Origin of the sequence: Bordetella sp. N, assembly GCF_001433395.1 — a bacterium.
GTDB lineage: Bacteria > Pseudomonadota > Gammaproteobacteria > Burkholderiales > Burkholderiaceae_B > Bordetella_C.
Map to the genome: position 1 here is coordinate 5,142,933 of NZ_CP013111.1, position 16,005 is coordinate 5,158,937.

13 protein-coding genes are annotated in these 16,005 nt (G+C 66.1%); 8 read left to right on the top strand and 5 right to left on the bottom strand.

The features are described from left to right. Nucleotide 1: 1 nt before the first annotated feature. Entirely contained in the window at nt 2-1,087 is a 1,086-nt protein-coding gene (locus ASB57_RS22195) for an ABC transporter ATP-binding protein (protein ID WP_057654168.1), read from the bottom strand. Between the two features lie 198 nt (nt 1,088-1,285). Between ASB57_RS22195 and ASB57_RS22200 the strand changes: the two genes are divergently transcribed. Together ASB57_RS22200 and ASB57_RS22205 are read left to right on the top strand one after the other, a co-directional pair. Continuing rightward, entirely contained in the window at nt 1,286-2,131 is an 846-nt protein-coding gene (locus tag ASB57_RS22200) for an IclR family transcriptional regulator (RefSeq protein WP_057654169.1), read from the top strand. A gap of 119 nt (nt 2,132-2,250) precedes the next feature. Continuing rightward, nucleotides 2,251-3,198 carry a carboxylesterase gene (locus tag ASB57_RS22205; RefSeq protein ID WP_082621763.1) on the top strand — a complete coding sequence of 316 codons (948 nt, stop codon included), beginning with the start codon at nt 2,251-2,253 and terminating at the stop codon, nt 3,196-3,198. Here the strand turns inward: ASB57_RS22205 and ASB57_RS22210 are convergent. Then, complete coding sequence (locus ASB57_RS22210) at nt 3,185-4,093, bottom strand: LysR family transcriptional regulator (protein ID WP_057656353.1); 909 nt, start codon at nt 4,091-4,093, stop codon at nt 3,185-3,187. The genes ASB57_RS22205 and ASB57_RS22210 overlap by 14 nt on opposite strands. Nucleotides 4,094-4,234: 141 nt before the next feature. On the opposite strand from ASB57_RS22210, the gene ASB57_RS22215 reads away from it, so the two are divergent. The 3 genes from ASB57_RS22215 (at nt 4,235) to ASB57_RS22225 (ending at nt 8,143) form a co-directional block, all read left to right on the top strand. Continuing rightward, nucleotides 4,235-5,524: an FAD-binding oxidoreductase gene (locus tag ASB57_RS22215; protein ID WP_057654170.1), complete on the top strand. Its 1,290-nt coding sequence runs from the start codon at nt 4,235-4,237 to the stop codon at nt 5,522-5,524. A gap of 91 nt (nt 5,525-5,615) precedes the next feature. After that, nucleotides 5,616-7,130, top strand: coding sequence for an aldehyde dehydrogenase family protein (locus ASB57_RS22220; protein WP_057654171.1), 1,515 nt, complete (start codon nt 5,616-5,618; stop codon nt 7,128-7,130). A gap of 56 nt (nt 7,131-7,186) precedes the next feature. Beyond that, the gene (locus ASB57_RS22225; RefSeq protein ID WP_057654172.1) at nt 7,187-8,143 is read left to right on the top strand and encodes a LysR substrate-binding domain-containing protein; all 957 of its coding nucleotides are present in this window, start codon (nt 7,187-7,189) and stop codon (nt 8,141-8,143) included. Here the strand turns inward: ASB57_RS22225 and ASB57_RS22230 are convergent. Continuing rightward, complete coding sequence (locus ASB57_RS22230; protein WP_156414239.1) at nt 8,112-9,089, bottom strand: tripartite tricarboxylate transporter substrate binding protein; 978 nt, start codon at nt 9,087-9,089, stop codon at nt 8,112-8,114. The genes ASB57_RS22225 and ASB57_RS22230 overlap by 32 nt on opposite strands. Before the next feature lie 219 nt (nt 9,090-9,308). Between ASB57_RS22230 and ASB57_RS22235 the strand changes: the two genes are divergently transcribed. Then, nucleotides 9,309-11,222 carry a CocE/NonD family hydrolase gene (locus ASB57_RS22235; RefSeq protein ID WP_057654173.1) on the top strand — a complete coding sequence of 638 codons (1,914 nt, stop codon included), beginning with the start codon at nt 9,309-9,311 and terminating at the stop codon, nt 11,220-11,222. Here ASB57_RS22235 and ASB57_RS22240 read toward each other — a convergent pair. Further along, on the bottom strand, nt 11,219-12,748 hold the full coding sequence (locus tag ASB57_RS22240; protein ID WP_156414240.1) for an MFS transporter: 1,530 nt from the start codon (nt 12,746-12,748) through the stop codon (nt 11,219-11,221). The genes ASB57_RS22235 and ASB57_RS22240 overlap by 4 nt on opposite strands. 166 nt (nt 12,749-12,914) lie before the next feature. Between ASB57_RS22240 and ASB57_RS22245 the strand changes: the two genes are divergently transcribed. Beyond that, entirely contained in the window at nt 12,915-13,805 is an 891-nt protein-coding gene (locus tag ASB57_RS22245) for a LysR family transcriptional regulator (protein WP_057654174.1), read from the top strand. 10 nt (nt 13,806-13,815) lie between these two features. Here ASB57_RS22245 and ASB57_RS22250 read toward each other — a convergent pair whose 3' ends face one another. Next, complete coding sequence (locus ASB57_RS22250; RefSeq protein WP_057654175.1) at nt 13,816-14,706, bottom strand: LysR family transcriptional regulator; 891 nt, start codon at nt 14,704-14,706, stop codon at nt 13,816-13,818. Nucleotides 14,707-15,012: 306 nt separating this feature from the next. Here ASB57_RS22250 and ASB57_RS22255 point away from each other — a divergent pair, with 306 nt between their 5' ends. Continuing rightward, nucleotides 15,013-16,002 carry a tripartite tricarboxylate transporter substrate binding protein gene (locus tag ASB57_RS22255; protein WP_057654176.1) on the top strand — a complete coding sequence of 330 codons (990 nt, stop codon included), beginning with the start codon at nt 15,013-15,015 and terminating at the stop codon, nt 16,000-16,002. The last annotated feature ends 3 nt before the right edge of the window (nt 16,003-16,005 follow it).

The window sequence follows — 16,005 nt, forward strand, 5'->3', positions numbered from 1 at the left end:
GTCAGTGCTCCTGCATGACCGACGATGAAGCCGACGCGGCCACGGGCAGCACCCGCACAACACCAGCGGCCCAGTCCAGGCCGACGCGCGCGCCATCGTCATGCGGCGCGCTGCCGTCATTGGGCGTCAGCACGGTCAAGGCGCCGACCGGGGTGTCCATTTCGTACATCCACTGGCTGCCCAGGAAAAAGCGGCTGGTCACCGTGGCGTCCAGTTTGCCCTGGCCCGCGCCTACCGGCACCAGCTTCTCCGGCCGCAGCGACACCCTGACTTCATCCCCCACGCGCAGGCCGGCGCCTTCGACCGCCAGCGCCAGGGACGCACAGCTGACCTCCGCTTCCACGCCGGCGCGCGTCACCGCGCCCGGCAGCAGATTGGACTTGCCGACGAAATTGGAAATGAACTCGCTGCGGGGATGCTCATACATCCGATAAGGTTGATCGACCTGCGTGGCGCGGCCATCCTCCATCACCACGATGCGGTCGCTGATCGACAGCGCCTCCGCCTGATCGTGCGTGACCATGATGGTGGTGGTTCCGGTCTTGCGCTGAATGCTGCGCAATTCGTACTGCATGTCTTCGCGCAGCTTGGCGTCCAGATTGGACAAGGGTTCGTCCAGCAACAATACCGGCGGGCGGATCACCAAGGCGCGCGCCAGCGCGACACGCTGGCGCTGGCCGCCGGACAATTCGCGCGGATAGCGATCGCCATGCTTGTCCAGCTTCACCAAAGCCAGGGCCTCGTCCACACGTTCGGCGCGTTCCGTCTTGCCGACCTTGCGCATCAACAGGCCGAAGTCGACGTTGTCGCGCACGGTCATGTGCGGGAACAGCGCATAGCTTTGGAACACGATGCCCAGCCCGCGCGTGTTGGGCTTGGCATAGGTGATGTCGCGGCCGTCCAGGATCACCCGTCCGCGCGTGACGTCGGCGAAGCCGGCAATCATCTGCAGAGTGGTGGTCTTGCCGCAACCGGACGGCCCCAGCAGGGAAACGAATTCCCCCTGCTCCACGTTCAGGTCGAGATCACGCACGACCTGCAGGTCGCCGTAGCTCTTGGAGATTTTTTCCAGCCGCAGAAATGACATGGGACGCCTTGCTGACCACGTCAGGCACGTGGCCGCGACGGGAAAACGTGAAGGAGATTTGCGGCCAGTCTAGGTTTTGGCGTAAAAAACGGTCAATTAGGGTTTTCCGAATACGGGAATTTTTCTTCCATCTTTTCTGTTCAATAGAATTTTCAAGAATCGGAAGGCTGCATATTTTTCACCATTGGAAATCAAATCATGGCGAAGGAAGATAAAGGCGAATCCGACGGCGGCGGCCAGGGCGTGTTGCAACGCGCGTTCTCGGTGCTGCGCGTGCTGGCCGATGCCAAGGGCGAGAAACTGCGCCTGACCGATATCGCGGCCCGCGCGGGCCAGGCGCCCGCCACCACGCATCGCGTGCTGCAGGCGCTGATCCAGGAAGACATGGTGGAGCAGCCCGCCAACAGCAAGGCCTATCAATTGAGCGTGGCCTTCTACGCCCTGGCCGCCACGTCCGGCCGCTTCCGTTCCAATCTGCGCGAGGTCTATCGTCCCGCCATGCTGCGCCTGTGCGGCATGCTCAATGACACCGTGTTCATCCTCGTCCGGCATGGTTTCGATGCGGTCTGCCTGGACCGTATCGACGGTCCCTTTCCGGTGCGCTCGCACACCGGCGACATCGGCGGCCGCGTGCCCCTGGGCCTGGGCCAGGCCGGCTTGATTCTTCTGGCGCGGCTGCCCGCCGCCGAACGCGAGGAAGCCATACGCTTCAATATTCCGCGCCTGCATCACCTGGGCTTCATCGACGAGATTTCCATCCGCGTGCGCATCAAGGAATCGCTGGAGAACAACTACGTCTTCAGCAGCGGCCCCGGCCTGTTCCCGGGCATCTCGGGCCTGGCCGTGCCCGTGGAGGACCGCAACGGTGAAACGGTGGCCGCGCTAAGCGTGGCCGCGCCGTCGGAACGCATGAGTCCGGAGCGCTTGCCGCTTATCGTTGAAACCCTGCAGAAAGAGGCGCGCGCCATGGGCGCTCAGATAAATCCTTTCGATCCCGCCCTGCGCCGACCCAGCCAATTCCTGGGCGCGGGCAACCGCGACTGAGACTTTTCGAAGAATCGGAAATTTCGCACAGCGATTCGCCGACTATCGCGTCGATGTGATTCACGCGCCGCCGCACACTCCTGATCGTCAATCACTCTCGACGATCAAGAGCATGCATCATGAATCAGGAACAACAACTCCTGCCTTTCGCCGGCGCGCAATCGAGTCATCCCGATCCGAAGAATGGCCGGCGTCGCGCCGCGCTTCTCATCCACGGCCTGGGCGGCACGGAATACGATCTGGGCCGCTTGCGTGCGGTCCTGGACGAACAAGGCGTCGACGCCTATGTCGTGGCCCTGCCCGGCCACGGCACGCGGCCTGAAGACCTGCTGGGCCTGCGCGCCGAGGACTGGCTGGACGTCGTCTCGACGGAGTACCTGCGCCTGTCCGCGCAGTACAAGACCCTGCATGTCGTTGGCGTCTGCCTGGGCGCGCTGCTGGCGATCGAGGTGTGCAAGTTGATGGAGCACAACAAGGGCAAGCTCGTCACGCTGGCCGCGCCCTTGCGTCTCGACGGCTGGAGCGTGCCCTGGTATCGCGCCATCCGCCACGTGCTGTACTGGATTCCGTCCGTGGCCCGGCGTTGGCGCGTGTCCGAGGCCGAGCCTTACGGGATCAAGAACGAGCGCATTCGCCGTCTGGTGCGCGGCATGTTGAAACGCGGGGATGCCTTCCACTATCCCTGGGTACCGCTGGCGTCGGTGCGTGAAGCAGATCGCCTGCGCTCGATGGCGTGGAAGGGCGTCGAACGCTTGAAATGCCCGCTGATGATCATGCACGCGACAGACGATGAGCTGACCGCGCCGGAAGCGGCGCGCGCCCTGCAACGGCGCGTCAAGGGCAGCACCCTGCACCTGCTCGACAACAGCTATCACATGATCTGCGTGGACAATGAGCGCGGCCATGTCATGCACCGCGTGGCCAACTTCCTGGCGGACAACGCCCGCGGACCGGGCCAGGATGCCGCCGCACATGCGGCCACGCATGCCGCTGCACCTACCGCCACACACGCCGACGCGCGCCTGCGGTATGCGCCGCGGCGTGGGCCAGGTCTCATGCCGACGTGACCGGCGCCGGATTCGCCTGCGCCAGCAACCACTGCCGGAAGACTTGCAAAGGCGCGGAGTCCTGCTTGCCCGGCGGCCACGCCAGGTAGTAGTTGCCCTGGCTGCGCAGCGGCCGATCCACCGCCAGCACCAGATCGCCCCGGCGCAGCTCGTCTTCGATCAGGAACTTCGGCAGCACGGCCACGCCCATGCCGGCGATGGCCGCCTGCGCGGCAAAGACGATCTGGTCGACCAGCATGCCATGCACTTCCGCCACCGGTACGTCCATGGCGTCGAACCAGCGCTCCCACGCGTCCGGACGCGACACCAGGTGCAGCAGCGGCGCGGTCGCCAGGTCCGCCGCGGTGGCGTAGCCATGGCGCGCCTTCAGTCGCGGACTGCACACCGGCACCACCATTTCTTCCATCAGAAAATCCACGCGGGCCCCGGGCCAGTGGTCGGCGCCGTAGTGAATCGCGGCATCCAGCGATTCGGCCTGGAAATCGAAAGGCTCGAAGCGGGTGATCAGATTGACCGTGATGTCCGGATGCGCCGCGATGAAATCCGGCAGGCGCGGCAGCAGCCAACGCGCGCCCAGGGTGGGCAGCACGGCCAGGTTCACGGTCCCGCCCACGGGATTGGCCCGAAAGCCCAGGGTCGCGTTGGCGATGCGCTGCAAGGCGCCCCGCACTTCCTGCGCGAATGCATGGCCGGCCGCCGTCAGCCGCACGGTCTGGCGCTCGCGGATGAATAGATCGGCGCCCAGCAACATTTCCAGGGAACGAATCTGCCGGCTGACGGCACTCTGTGTCAGGTTCAGCTCCTCCGCCGCGGCGGTGAAACTCTGGCGGCGCGCCGCGGCTTCGAAGGCGCAGAGTTCGGCGGTAGGCGGCAGGAAGCGGCGTATGAGCGACATGGGGGTCATTCTATATCCGCATGACATCAGACAGGAACATCGTTTGACGCCCGGTAGACGTGACCACAGAATGCGCTGATTCCCGTCACTTGATGACCTATCAGCATGAGCCCCCGACCTGACACGCTCGGGATAACCCTGATGAAGAACGATCCTCGATCGCATGGTTTATGGGAGGCCACGGCCCCTTCCGCCCCCGTCACGCCGCCGCTGCGCGCGGACCAGACGGTGGATGTCGCCGTGGTCGGCGCCGGCTACACCGGCCTGTCCGCCGCGCTGCATCTGGCCGCGGGCGGCGCGCGCGTCACCGTGCTGGAAGCCGAGGAAGTGGGCTTCGGCGGATCCGGCCGCAATGTCGGCCTGGTCAACGCCGGCATGTGGGTGATGCCCGAGGAACTGCCCAATGTGCTGGGACAGACCTACGGCGCGCGCCTGCTCGACGTGCTGGGGAATGCGCCGAACCTGGTGTTCGATCTGATCCAGCGCCACGCCATCGACTGCCAGGCCAACCGCGTCGGCACCCTGCACTGCTCGGTGGGGCGACGCGGCCTGGAAGAAATCACGGAACGCGCCCGCCAATGGGCCACGCTGAAAGCCCCCGTGCAATTGCTCGATGCCGCCGCTACCCGCGCCAGGACCGGCAGCGATGCCTACAGCGGCGCGCTGCTGGACCTGCGCGCGGGCACCATCCAGCCGCTTGCCTATGCGCGCGGCCTGGCGCGCGCCGCCTTGAATGCCGGCGCCACCGTGCATACGCAAACGCCGGTGGTCGCGGCGCACGACCAAGGCACGCATTGGGAACTGCGCACGCAAGGCGGCGCCACGGTGCGGGCGACCTGGGTGATCGTGGCGTCCAATGCCTACAGCAATCTGGATGGTCCCTGGGCGAGCCTGCGCGAAGAGCTGGTGCGCCTGCCCTACTTCAACATGGCCACCGTGCCGCTGGCCCCTGAACTGCGCAAACAGATCCTGCCGGAAGGCCAGGGTGTCTGGGATACGCGGCAGGTCTTGTCCTCGTTCCGCTATGACGCGGCCGGCCGCCTGGTGTTCGGTAGCGTAGGCGCCCTGTCCGGCGCCGGCCAGCGCATCCATACGCAATGGGGCCGGCGCGCGCTGGCTAAGATCTATCCGGCGCTCAAGGACATCGCCTTCGAACACGAGTGGTACGGCACCATCGGCATGACGTCCGACGCCTTGCCGCGCCTGCACCGGCCCGCGCGCAATACCGTTTCCTTCAGCGGCTACAACGGCCGCGGCATCGCCCCCGGCACCGTGCTGGGCCGCGAACTGGCGCAGCTGGTGCTGGGCAACAAGGCCGAGGAAGATTTACCTTTACCCGTCAGTACCGTGCAGCGCGCGTCCTTGCGGCGCGTCCGCGAGTGCTGGTACGAATGCGGCGCGCGCCTGGTGCACGGGATGGGCGCGCGATGATACGCTCAAGCCGGCCCTCGAATCGATTTCGCCGTGGCGTACGCTGCCTCACAGCGTCGCCGCGACTTGCAACCTCAATGGAAGACTAGCCATGACCACTACCGCAACCCAAGCCCAGGACGCCTTGCAGAAACTGGGCGTGGCCCCTGAAGCGTTCCAGCAAGGCCCGCTCATCGCCCGCTCGCCCATCGACGGCAGCCAGATCGGCGCCGTGCGCACCGACAGCGCGGCCGACGTCGGCGCCGCGGTCGAACGCGCCCAGCAGGCTTTCCTGGCGTGGCGCGGGGTGCCTGCGCCGGTACGGGGCGAGCTGATCCGCCTGCTCGCCGACGAGCTGCGGCAGAACAAACAGGCGCTGGGCACGCTGGTGTCCCTGGAGGCCGGCAAGATCCTGACCGAAGGTCTGGGCGAAGTTCAGGAAATGATCGACATCTGCGACTTCGCGGTGGGCCTGTCGCGCCAGCTCTATGGCCTGACCATCGCGTCGGAACGCCCCGGCCACCGCATGATGGAAACGTGGCATCCGTTAGGTGTGGTGGGTGTCATCAGCGCCTTCAATTTCCCGGTGGCGGTGTGGTCCTGGAACTTCGCGCTGGCCGTGGTGTGCGGCGATGCCGTGGTGTGGAAGCCGTCGGAAAAGACGCCGCTGACCGCACTGGCCTGCCAGGCCCTGTTCGAACGCGCGGCACAGCGCTTCGGCAAGGCGCCGGCCCATCTGTCGCAAGTGATCCAGGGCACGCGTGAAGCCGGCGAAGCCCTGGTCGACCATCCCAAGGTGGCGCTGTTGTCGGCGACCGGTAGTACCCGCATGGGCCGCGAAGTGGGCCCGCGCGTGGCGCAACGCTTCGGCCGCTCGCTGCTGGAACTGGGCGGCAATAACGCGGTCATCGTCACCCCCACGGCGGACCTGGATCTGGTCGTGCGCGGCGTCCTCTTCGCCGCGGTCGGCACCGCCGGCCAGCGCTGCACCACCACGCGTCGCCTGATCGTGCATAGCAGCGTGCGCGACACGCTGGTGACGCGCCTGAAGCAGGCCTATGAGAAGCTGACCATCGGCAATCCCACGGAAGCCAAGACCTTGATCGGCCCGCTGATCGACCAGGCCGCCTACGAGGGCATGCAGACCGCGCTGCAAAACGCGCGCAAGGAAGGCGGCCAGGTATTCGGCGGCGACCGCGTGCTGGCCGACCGCTATCCGCAGGGCTACTACGTGCGTCCGGCCATCGTGGAAATGTCGGCGCAAACGGCCACCGTTTGCCACGAGACCTTCGCGCCCATCCTCTACGTGATGAGCTACGAGTCCTTCGACGACGCATTGGACATGCAGAACGGCGTGCCGCAGGGCTTGTCGTCGGCCATGTTCGGCAATGACCTGCGCGAAGCGGAGCGCTTCCTGTCCGCCAGCGGTTCGGACTGCGGCATCGCCAACGTCAATATCGGCACGTCGGGCGCGGAAATCGGCGGCGCTTTCGGCGGCGACAAGGACACGGGCGGCGGTCGCGAATCGGGTTCGGATGCATGGAAGGCGTACATGCGACGCGCCACCAACACCATCAACTATTCGCGCGAACTGCCGCTGGCACAGGGCGTGGATTTCAGCGTCTGAGCACGGCGCGCCGGCACGCCCCTGCGTGGTCAGGGGCGTGATAGTGAGGTCTGGCCATGGACATCAGGCAGCTGAAGTACTTCGCGCGCATCGTCGAGCTGGAGAACATGACGGCGGCGGCGCAGTCCCTGTTCGTCGCGCAACCGTCGCTCAGCCAGCACGTCGCCAACCTGGAGACGGAGCTGGGCACCAAACTGCTGACCCGCGGCGTACAAGGCACGCGGCCCACGCCCGCTGGTGAAAAGCTCTATCGCTATGCCAAGGCCATCCTGCGCCAGGTCGAAGAAGCGACCACCGCTTTGAAGCTGGAACAGGATGTGCCCACGGGCCGGGTCAGCGTCGGCCTGCACGCCAGCACCATGCAAATGATAGGTTTCGAGCTGGTGCGGCGTGGCCAACGCGATTATCCGCACATCGCGTTGGAGATCCTGGAAAGCACCAATGCCGCACTGGTCGACCTGATCAATCGGCAACAGCTGGACATCGCGGTCGCCGCCGATATCCGCGCCAGCGCGAATATCGAAACCACACCCCTCGTCGTCGAGGAGTTGCTGCTGGTGGGTCCGGCGGACGCCACCTTGCCGGCACCCGCCCAACTGAGCGATCTGCAGGGGCTGGCGCTGATCCTCCCCAGCTTCCCCAATTCCGTGCGCATGAAGGTGGAGAACGCCTGCATCCAGCACCATCTGCAGTACACCGTGGTCACTGAAACGGCGGTCGCCACCTTGATGACCACGCTCGTGCGCGAAGGCATGGGCTGGAGCATCCTGCCCTGGGCCACCACGCTGACCGGCGGCACCGGTATCCGCTACATCGAATTCGAGGGCCAGCCGCTGACCCGTACTCTATCGCTTTGCACGTCGCGCAGCGCGGCGGCCACGCCGGCCTGCCAGGCCATCCGCCAGCTCATCGAAACCGTGATGTGCGAGAAGGTGGCCGACGGCTCGTGGCGTCATACCGAGCTGCATCCCGGCCACGTCCTTACTCCGACTGAATCCCGTTGTCCTGGATGAACTTGCCCCACACCTTGGCGTCGGCCACCGCGCGGGTGTGCAGTTCCTGTCCCGTGCCCAGCATCGGTTCCAGATAGAGATCCGCCAGCTTGGCCTGCGTCGCGGGCGCCACCAGGAAACGATGCACCGACGCCGCGATGACATCGGACACCGCCTGCGGCATCTTGGCCGGCCCCACCAGGGCGTACCAACCCGGGATCACCGGCACTTGCACCTTCAGGTCGGCCAAGGTGGGCACATCGGGAATCTGCTTGGCGCGCTGCGCGCCAAGCACCGCCAGCGGCACGACGGCGCCGGACTGGATCTGCGGCAAGGCCGTGCCCAGCACGCTGACCATCAGGTCCGATTCGCCGGAGATGACGCTGAGCAGCGCCGGGCCCGACCCTTTGTAGGGCACGTGGGTCAGCTTCAAACCCGTGTTGCTGGCCAGCAGTTCCATGGACAGATGCGTCATGTTGCCGGTGCCCGCGCTGGCGAAATTCAGCTTGCCGGGTTCTTGGCGCGCTTTCGCCAGGAAGCCGGCGAAATCCTTGATGCCGCTGCGCTTGCTGGATACCAGCACGTAAGGCGTTTCCACGACCGGATTCACGTAGGTGAAGTCCTTGAAGCCGTCGTAAGGCGTGTTCTTGTACAGGAATTGATTGAAGCTCAGCTGCGACACCAGGCCCAGCATCAGGGTGTAACCGTCAGGCGCCTCACGCGCGACCGACACCGCCGCGACCACACCGTTGGCGCCAGCACGGTTCTCGACGATCACAGGCTGCTTCAGGTCCTTGGACAGCGACTCCGCCAGCATGCGGCCTACCAAATCACCGCCAGAACCGGGCGACTGCGGAATGATCAGGCGGACCGGCCGGTTGGGATAGGTATCCTGCGCGGCGGCGACCGCTCCACACAGCGACAGGCTGACCGCCACGGCCAGCCCGGAAAACAGGCGCGACATCATCTTGAACCCCTTGGTGACTTGTATGTTTGTAGGCCTAGCGTACGAGGTGGGCGCGCCTACCGTCCAATAGGATTACAAGACACCGACCATAAGAAAATCCGATCTTCAGGCGAGGGGCCACCATCGGCCCAGCCTATGGGCCGATCAGAATTTCGTGTTATCCGCGCCGGCGGCTTTCTTCTATAAAAGCCGCACCCTCTTCAAGACAGGCAGCAACACATGTCGGATTTCGATTACGCGGGCCAGGCCTGGCACCGCCCTCCCAGCGCCTATGCGGCGCAGCGCGCCAGGAACTATCGCCTGGGCGCACCGTCGTCCTGCTATGTGACCATGGACGACGGCTGCCGGCTGGCCGTCGATGTCTACCTGCCGGAAGGCGCACCGGCGCCCGCCGAGGGTTTTGCCAGCATCGTCGTCTTCACCCCTTACAACCGGCGCTTCAAGAAAACCGATCCCGCCGCCGAGGCGTCGCCCAACTCCGCCAAATACCGCGACTACTTCGTGCCCTATGGCTATGCCGTGGTGGTCGTGGACCTGCGCGGCACGGGCGCCAGCTTCGGGCGCCGCATCGCGTTGCGTTCACCCAAGGAACGCGACGACGCCCGCCAGATCGCCGACTGGATCGTTGCTCAGACCTGGTCCAGCGGCATCATCGGCGCCACGGGCATTTCCTATCTTGGCGCGGCGGCCTGCTTTCTGGCCAGCACGGGCCATCCGGCGGTCAAGGCGATCGCGCCTTTGTTCGCGGTGTCCGACATCTACAACGAGCAGCTGTTTCCGGGCGGCATGTTGTCGCGCGTGTGGAGCCGCGACTACGACGAGCTGATGGTGGCGCTGGACCAGAACGATCGCGTGAAACTGGCGCGCTTTCCGTACTTCAACGATCCACGCCTGGCGGGTCCGCAACCGGTGGACGAGGACGCGGACGGCGCCCTGTTGGCGCAGGCATTGCTGGAGCATCGCGACAACTTTCGTCTGCACGACATGATGCCGGAACTGGCCTTCCGCGATGAAGGGCCGTTGCACGCGCCGGAGCTGCGCACCGATGCATGCAGCCCGTTTCATTATCTGCGCGATGGCGTGCGTGACGATGTCGCCATCTATTCGGTGTCCGGTTGGTATGACGGCGGCAGCTACGCCAACGGCGCCATCACGCGTTTCCTCAGCGTGGCGGGACGCCACGACCGCTTGCTGCTGGGTCCGTGGGATCACGGCGCGCGCACCAATGTCTCGCCCTGGCGCGATGCCACCGCGCCTTCCTTCGCGCTGATGGACGAATTGCTGCGCTTCTTCGATACGCATCTGCTGGGCATGGACACCGGTATCGAGGCGGAGAGCGCGGTACATTACTTCTGCATTCATGACGAGCAATGGCGGGCGACGGATACGTGGCCGCCTTTGCCGATGACACGTTATGACTTCACGGTGGGGGGCGGGCTGGTTCCGCATGAACGCGGTCGTAGTGCCGACGGTGCTGATGTCGCCGGCTGTGATGACGCCGAGAAATCGGGATCGACGCCGAGCGATATCGACACGTTCCAGGTGCGCTTCGATTTCAGCACCGGCCTGGAAACGCGCTGGCGCCGTCTTGGCGCGCACAATGTCGACCGCTACTACGGCGACTGGCAGGCGCGCGACCGCGCGCTGGCCAACTACACCAGCGCGCCGTTTGACGTCGATACGGAATTGAGCGGCCATATCGAGGTCGTGCTCGACATGGCCAGCTCGGAGCGCGATGCCGCGTTGTTCGTCTATGCCGCGGAAATCGAAAGCGATGGAAGCGAGCGTTACATCACCGAAGGCATGCTGCGCGCCTTGCACCGCGCGACCCGCGAATCGCCGCCGCAATATCGCACCTCGTGGCCCTATCGCAGCTATTACCGCGCCGATGCGCGCTTGCTGGAGCCGGGCCAGTTCGAGACCTTGCGCTTCGCGCTGTTCCCCATTTCCTGGATGCTGCGCAAGGGCAGCCGCTTGCGGCTTTCCGTGGGCGGCGCCGACGCGGAATATTTCCCGCAAGTCCCGCACGGCGCGCCGCCGCGGATCCAGCTGCGTGTGCGTGGCGCGACCGCTGACGCGGCGGCCGCGACCGCGGTGACGCACGTGCTTCTACCGATCAAGCCCGAGCGTTAATGGCTGGTGGCGGCGCCGATGTGCGCCGCCGGCCGCTTTGCCAGGAAGGCCAGCACGCCCACGGCGCATGCCAGCGTGACGCCCGCGAGGCCGGCCAGCAGCTGTCCAAACGCGTCGGCATAGAGCGTGCGCAGCGACGCCGGTGCGATACCGGGCAACAAGGCCAAGGCCTGGGCCAGGTCGCCGGTGGCCAGCCGCACGGCTGCATGCGCCACGGCAGTCATGTCGCTGCCAGGCACGTCCGCATGCAACCGTGCCGCCAGCAAGGCAGCCAGCACGGCCGTGACACTCGCCAGCGCCACGCCCTCCCCCGCCACCCGCATGGTGCTGAAGATGCCGGTGGCCATGCCGGCGCGTTCCTTGGGCACCACACTCATCGACAAACCGTCCATCAGTCCCCAAGGCAAGCCCGCGCCCACGCCGATTACCAGCATCGGGACGATGGCCGTCGAACCGGCACCGTCTTGCAAGGCCCAGCGCAGCGCCCACAAGCCAACGGCCGCGAGGACCAGGCCTGCGCCGCAGATCACGCCCGCGTCGTAGCGACGCGTCAACCGTACGGCCAGGAAAGGTACGCACAGCATGGGCAGCGACAGCGCCAGCATCAGCATGCCGGCGTGCATCTCGTCGTAGCCATCGACGCCGATGAAACGCAGCGGCAGCAGCACCAGCAACACGATGTAGCCATAGCAGGTCGCCACCGGCAGCAGTTGCACGCCGACGAAGCGGGGATAGCGGAACAGGCTCAGGTCCAGCATCGGCCGTTGCGCGCGGCTTTCGGCGCGCACGAACGCAAGCGCCAGCACGGCCGCGCCCGCCAGCAGGACGATCACCCGGGGATGGCCCCAGCCCAGGCCGGGCGCCTGGATCAGGCCGAAGGTAAACGCGGTCAACGCGCCCGTGAACAACAACGCACCCAGGCGGTCGAAGCGGCCAGCGTGCGGATCGCGCGTTTCGCGCATGCGCGGCACGCCGAAGCACAGCGCGGGGATGCCCGCGGCCGCGCCGGTCAGGAAGACGGAGCGCCAGCCGAAGTGCTCGACCAGCCAGCCGGCCAGCACGGGACCGAAGGCCAGGCCCAGTCCAAAGGTGGCGCCCAGCATGCCGAAAGCGCGCGTCGCCGCCGGGCCTTCGAACTCCTGCGCCAATGCCGCCGTGCCACCCGCCAACGCGGCAGCCGCAGCGGCGCCCTGAATGGCGCGCAGCACATCGACGGCAAGCAAAGAGGGCGCCAGGCTGATGGCCACCGCACACAGCGAGAAGCCGCCCACTCCCCAGGCAAACACACGCTTGCGGCCCAGCCTGTCCGCCAGTGCACCCGCCAGCATCAACAGGCTGCCGAACGACAGCATGAAGGCGTTGGTGACCCAGCTCATGGCCTCGGCGCTGCCCCCCAAGGTACGGCCCAGGGCGGGTGTCGCCATCGCGCCGCCGGAAAAACTCAAGGGCAGTGCAAGGCCTGCGAGGCAGACGGCGGCGAGTATGGCCCCGCGACGCCGCGCGCCATTGTCCAGATCGTTAGTCATCTTCACTCCTGCAAAACCCGGCAACGCCGCGCTTGAACATACGTGCGGCGGAGCCGGCAAGGCGAGGAACGATAGACCCGCGACCGCCCCGTGGAAACAGCCCGGCGCTCCGTTCATTACGGAATCGATTTCCGTCGACGCAACGAGGCTGCCCGTAAAATCGCGCATGGATAATTTCAACGGCATCGTCGCTTTCGTGCATGTCGCGGAGACCCTGAGCTTCGTCGCTGCCGGCGAGCAATTGGGCATCTCCGCGTCGGCCGTCGGCAAGGCAATCACAAAGCTGGAACAGGGCCTGGACGTACGCCTGTTTCACCGCAGCACGCGCAAGATCACCCTGACCGATGAAGGCCGGCGTTTTCATGCCAGTTGTCGCCGCGTCCTGGAAGACCTGCGCGAAGCGCAGGCGGTACTGTCCGAAGCCGCCAGTACGCCACGGGGGCGTCTGCGCATCAGCCTGCCGGCCATCGGCTATCGCTTCCTGTTGCCGGTGCTCCCGGACTTCAGGCGCCAGTACCCGGACATCGAACTGGACCTGGATTTCAACGACCGTCTGGTGGATGTGGTGGAAGGCGGCTTCGACGCCGTGATACGCAGCGGGCCCCTGGTGGATTCAAGGCTCGCGGCCCGTCGGCTCGGTCCCTTCCGGCTGATCCTTTGCGCGGCCCCTCACTACCTGGCGCAGGCCGGTGAGCCCGGCGACCTGGACGATCTGGCCAGCCATGCCTGCGTGCGCTACCGCTTTCCCACCACGGGCAAGCTGCAGCCCTGGGACCTGGCTTGCGATGACCGCGCCCCGCCGGATCCCTCTCCCGCCATCGTGTGCAACAACATGGAGGCCTTGCACCAGGCCGTGGCCGGGGGTTTGGGCATAGGTTATATGCCGGATTTCCTGGTGCGTGACGAACTTGCCGCGGGTACGCTGCGCAGTGTGCTCGATCATTGTCCCGGGGCGCAGGGGCAGTTCTCCATCTTGTGGCCGTCGAGCCGGCATGTGACGCCCAAGCTGCGGGTGTTTATCGACTATGCGGCGCAGCGATTGTTTCGCGCGGGTTGATCGCGCACTGTCAGGCTGAGCGCACGTTTTCCAACTCGCGCAGCAGGCCGGCTTCCAGTTGGCGCGCGGCGCGGCCCAGGCTTCGGTTCAGCGGCCACACGATGTCCAGCGACAGGCTGCCTTCGATGTCGATCGGCAGCACGCACAAGCCGTGACGCTGGGCGTAGATGCCGCTCATGCTGTCCAGGATGGCGATGCCCAGGCCGCGCTCCGCGAACGCGCATGCCGCCGAGTACTGGTTCACTTCGATGGTGGGAAGGAAGGGCAGGCGCGCGGCCTCGAATTGGCGGGCGGTCAATGCGCCTACCTGCAGGTGGCGGCTGAGCGAGATGTAGGCGCACTCCGCGAGGTCTGCCAGGCTGACCGAGTCTTTGCTCGCGTAAGGATGGTCTGGCCGCATCACTGCCCGGATGCCCAATTGCGTCAGCGCGCGTTGGCCGACGTTGGGCACGGCGGCGGAGCCGATGATGATGCCGATATCGATACGCTGGTCCGCCGCCAGCTCCACGACGCCCAGGGTCATGTCGGTGCGCACGGCCACGCGGATGCCGGGTTCCTGCTCTTGCAACCAGGCCATCGCGCCAGGCAGGATGCTGGCGCCGACAGCGGCCACCGCGCCGACCACCAGACGGGCATGCGTGCCCCCGCGCATGCTCGCCGCCATCCGTTCCGCGGTATCCATCGCAGCCAGCGCGTTGACGATTTCCGGCAGCAGCAGCCGCGCCTCGGCCGTCAACGCCAGCCGGCGCTTGTCGCGGGTGAACAGCGCGAATCCCAGCTTGCTTTCCAGGGCCTTGAGCATGGCACTGGCCGCCGGCTGCGACATCCGCGTAGCCGCCGCCAACGTCACCGACCCGGTCCGCGCCACCGCCTCAAACAGCGCCATCTCACGTTGATTCATGCCCAGGTCTCCTGAATCCAAGTTAAGGACGGACGCCGCAGTCGCGACCATCGGCGTCGCTATTGCTGCGGTCGCGGAGCAGCGATGGCAACCGGCTGGGGCTCCCGCTCCCTCAGCGCCCCCGCGCAATCAGCAGCGGCGGCAGCCGCTGCTGATCTCCCTACCTACCCGGCGGCGCCAGCCGCCAGGAATGAAAACATACCGCTTTCTATATGAAACTACTCAATTTATATATTTGACCATATCAAGCGCGAAGCCTGACACTGCTTGCACATAACAACGACAACGTCCAAGCGAGGAGACCCCATGAAAACGGCCCTGAAGCTGCACGCCCTGCTGCTAAGCAGCGCCCTGACCGCCCTCGGCGCAACCCTTCCGGCAATGGCCCAGACCGGCGCCCCCGCGGGAGGCACCATCCGCATCGTCGTAGGCGCCCCTCCAGGAGGCGCGAACGACACCGTGGCCCGGATCGTCGCCCAGCACATGCAGGTCGACGGCCGCAGCGTCATCATCGAAAACAAGAACGGCGCCGCCTCGATGATCGCCGCGCAGTACGTCGCCCGTTCGCGTCCAGACGGCAGCACCCTTCTGCTGGGCAGCCAGACCACCATCGCCGTAGCGCCCACCCTGCAGAACGTCACCAGTTTCGACCCGCTGCGCGACTTCACCGGCGTCGCCCTCATCGGTGCGGCGCCCCAGGTACTGCTGGCCGGCCCCAAGCTCAAGGCCAACTCCGTATCCGAACTGATTGCCCAGGCCAAAGCCGCCCCCGGCGATATCGACTTCTGCTCCGGCGGCATCGGCACTTCTCCCTACATGGCCGCCGTGTTGTTCGCGCAGACCGCGGGTGTCCAGCTGCACAGCATCCCCTTCGCGGGGGAACAGGCCTGCATCACGGAGATGCTGGCCGGCCGCCTGCCTTTCATGTTCGCCAACGCGCCCACCGCCCTGCCCTATATCCAGGACAAGCGCCTGCGCGCCCTCGCCGTCACCAGCGCCAAACGCGCCGCGTTCGCACCGCAACTGCCCACCACGGCGGAAGCGGGCCTGAAGGACTACGAGGTATCGACCTGGATGGGCCTGCTTGCGCCGGCGGCCACACCGCCGGAACTCGTCGACAAGATCAACAAGGAAGTCCGCCGCGTGCTGCGCCTGCCCGACGTGCGGGAAAAGCTCGAAGCCCAGGGCTATGCGCTGGCCGACGACAGCCCGGCCCAGTTCACCCAGTACTACAAGGCGGACCGCGAGAAATGGGTCAGCGTGATCGAGAAAGCAGGCATCAAAGGCGCGCAATGACAT